Here is a 2,455-nt window from a genome sequence, read left to right on the forward strand (position 1 = left end):
CTGTGCAGTCCGATCAAAGCGAGAAGGCTGTGTTCGGCGAACTGTCGTGGGACATCACCGGCCAACTCACCGCTACCGCCGGCCTGCGCGCGAGCCGAACCAGCGTCGCGTTCGACACGACGGCCTCGGGATATCTGGCCACAGGGAATTTCACAACCACCAACAGGTTTTCCGGCGACAAGGACGCGGATACGGTCACGCCAAGGTTGGCGGTGAGTTATGCGTTTACTGACGACTTTCGCGTGTACGCGCAGGCGGCGAAGGGGTTTCGCACCGGCGGCCCGAATCTGACGGCCTCTACGTTGTTAGGCATTCCCAGCACTTATGAGCCGGATTCGCTGTGGAATTACGAGCTGGGCTTGAAGAGCTATTGGCTGGATCGGCGCTTGGCCTTCAACGCGGCCACTTATTACATCGACTGGCAGGATCTGCAGCTCAGTCTGGTCAACAGCGGCGTGTCATTCACCGGCAACGCTGGTGCTGCGAAGTCTTACGGTGTCGAGATCGAAGCGGTGTGGCGCATGGCATCGCGCTGGACGCTGGGTTCATCGCTGTTCGGCGGTCGTGCGCAGTTGACTGAAAACATTCCGACGCTGGTCCGTGCAACGGGTGCGATCGGTGTTCGCGATGGCTATCGCTTGCCCGCGACTCCGGAATTCACCAGCACCACGTATCTGCAGTTCCAGCCGACGACTGGACGATATGCCACCACGATTCGCGCCGAGCATGCCTACGTCGGTTCTTCGTATGTGGACTTCGATGCCAAGGGCCCGAGGCTCGGCGACTACTCTCTGGTGAATCTGCGGGGCTCGTTGCGGTTGTCGTCGGTCGATCTGATGTTGTATGTGGATAACGTGCTCAATGACGATTCCAGAACCGTCGCCAGCATGTCTTCGTCGTTGGCGGGGCAATTGCTGTTCCCGGCGACAGCGGTGCAACTGCGGCCGCGCACGGTAGGCTTCGAAGCTCGCTATGAGTTTTGATCGAGTTCGGCTCATCGCGAGGCTGACCACCATTGCCATGGTGTGCAGTCTCGCGCTGACCGGTTGCTCATCGGCGCCGCCTCCGCCCGGGCAGATGGTTGATATCGGCGGCCGATCGCTGCACTTGTACTGCACGGGTCCGCAGGATGCGAAGCCCACAGTGATTATTGAAGGCGGGCTCGGTGAAATGAGCCCGTCTTATCACTGGGTGCAAGCCGGCGTTTCGCAACAGACGCGTGTGTGCTCATACGACCGCGCTGGCCTGGGTTGGAGCGACGACAGTCCTGAACCACGCGACGCTGAGCATATGGTTCACGATCTGCATGAGCTGTTGAAGGCGGCGCATGTTGGGCCACCTTACGTGCTGGCCGGGCATTCGCTCGGTGGCTTGCTCATTTTGGGTTACACGCGTCGCTATCCTGAGGAAGTCGCGGGCCTGGTGTTTCTGGACTCCAGCCATCCCGAACAGAAGGCTCGCTTGCCCGATTACGAGCGCAACGAACGCTGGGGCAAACGTATCTTCAGTGCGATGAAGGTGGCGGCTCACCTGGGCGTGACCGGACTGCTGCGTTCGCAGTTCAAAGACGAGTGGTTCGATGAGTTTCCGCCCGAGGTGCAGACGTCGCTGAGCTATTTCGTCAGCAACCCTCGAATCTACGATACCGGCCGGGCGGAGCTGGACTACTTCGATGTCGATGCCAGCGATGCGGCTCAGGTCACCAGTCTCGGGGACCTGCCGCTGGTGGTGCTGACCGCGGGTCGGTTGAAAAAGCATTCGGATCCGGAAGAGTTGGCGCACGCCCAGGCGTATGTAAAGATCTTCTCTGAGCTACATGCAAAATATGCGGCTCTTTCTTCTCGGGGCCGTCACGTCATACTGCCCGAGGCCGGGCACATCTCTTTGGTGGGCGACAAGCGCCATGCGCAGGACGTCGTGAAAAACATTCTCGAAGTAGTGGCTGAGGCGCGCGCCTCGGGTGGCCCAACTCAATGAGCGATGCCGCTCGACGCGCTGGCTCGTTCCTCAGCGCCTTGCCGTTGTTGGTGTGTCTGGGCGTCGGGGTGATGCTCGCTTTTCTGGCCTTACAAACGCCGGCTCCACGACCGGCGACCGTGCCAACCACGCAATTTTCCGCCGAACGGGCCATGAACGATGTGCGCGAGATCGCGCAACGGCCTCATCCCATCGGTTCGGCTGAAGCGGCGCGTGTTCGTGACTTCATCGCTGCTCGCCTGAAGTCTCTGGACCTGCAGACACATATTCAACGGGACGAGTCGTTCTTCGACGGTTGGCGCATACCGCCAGTCATCGGCACGGTAGAGAACGTCGTCGGGGTGCTGCCTGGACGCTCGCCTGAGTTGCCCGCCATCGTGGTCATGAGTCATTACGACACGGTGCCGAATTCGCCGGGTGCCGGCGACGACAGTGCAGGTGTGGCGACTGCGTTGGAGTTGGCTGCGAATCTGCGCTC

The 2,455-nt window shown here is 60.7% G+C and carries 3 protein-coding genes; all 3 read left to right on the plus strand.

Annotated elements, in window-relative coordinates; all coding sequences use genetic code 11:
* A partial coding sequence (locus tag JNL55_RS03405) for a TonB-dependent receptor (RefSeq protein WP_293849266.1) occupies positions 1-983 on the plus strand: 983 nt, incomplete at its 5' end.
* Positions 973-1,977 carry an alpha/beta fold hydrolase gene (locus JNL55_RS03410; protein ID WP_293849268.1) on the plus strand — a complete coding sequence of 335 codons (1,005 nt, stop codon included), beginning with the start codon at positions 973-975 and terminating at the stop codon, positions 1,975-1,977. The genes JNL55_RS03405 and JNL55_RS03410, both read left to right, overlap by 11 nt.
* On the plus strand, positions 1,974-2,455 hold a 482-nt coding region (locus JNL55_RS03415; protein WP_293849270.1), incomplete at its 3' end, for a M28 family peptidase. The genes JNL55_RS03410 and JNL55_RS03415, both read left to right, overlap by 4 nt.

The organism is Steroidobacter sp., assembly GCF_016790065.1.
Classification (GTDB): Bacteria; Pseudomonadota; Gammaproteobacteria; order Steroidobacterales; family Steroidobacteraceae; genus Steroidobacter.

What these genes read in the sequence shown, in the direction of transcription:
- JNL55_RS03410 (WP_293849268.1), top strand. Translation starts at nt 973, where the DNA reads ATGAGTTTTGATCGAGTTCGGCTCATCGCGAGGCTGACCACCATTGCC.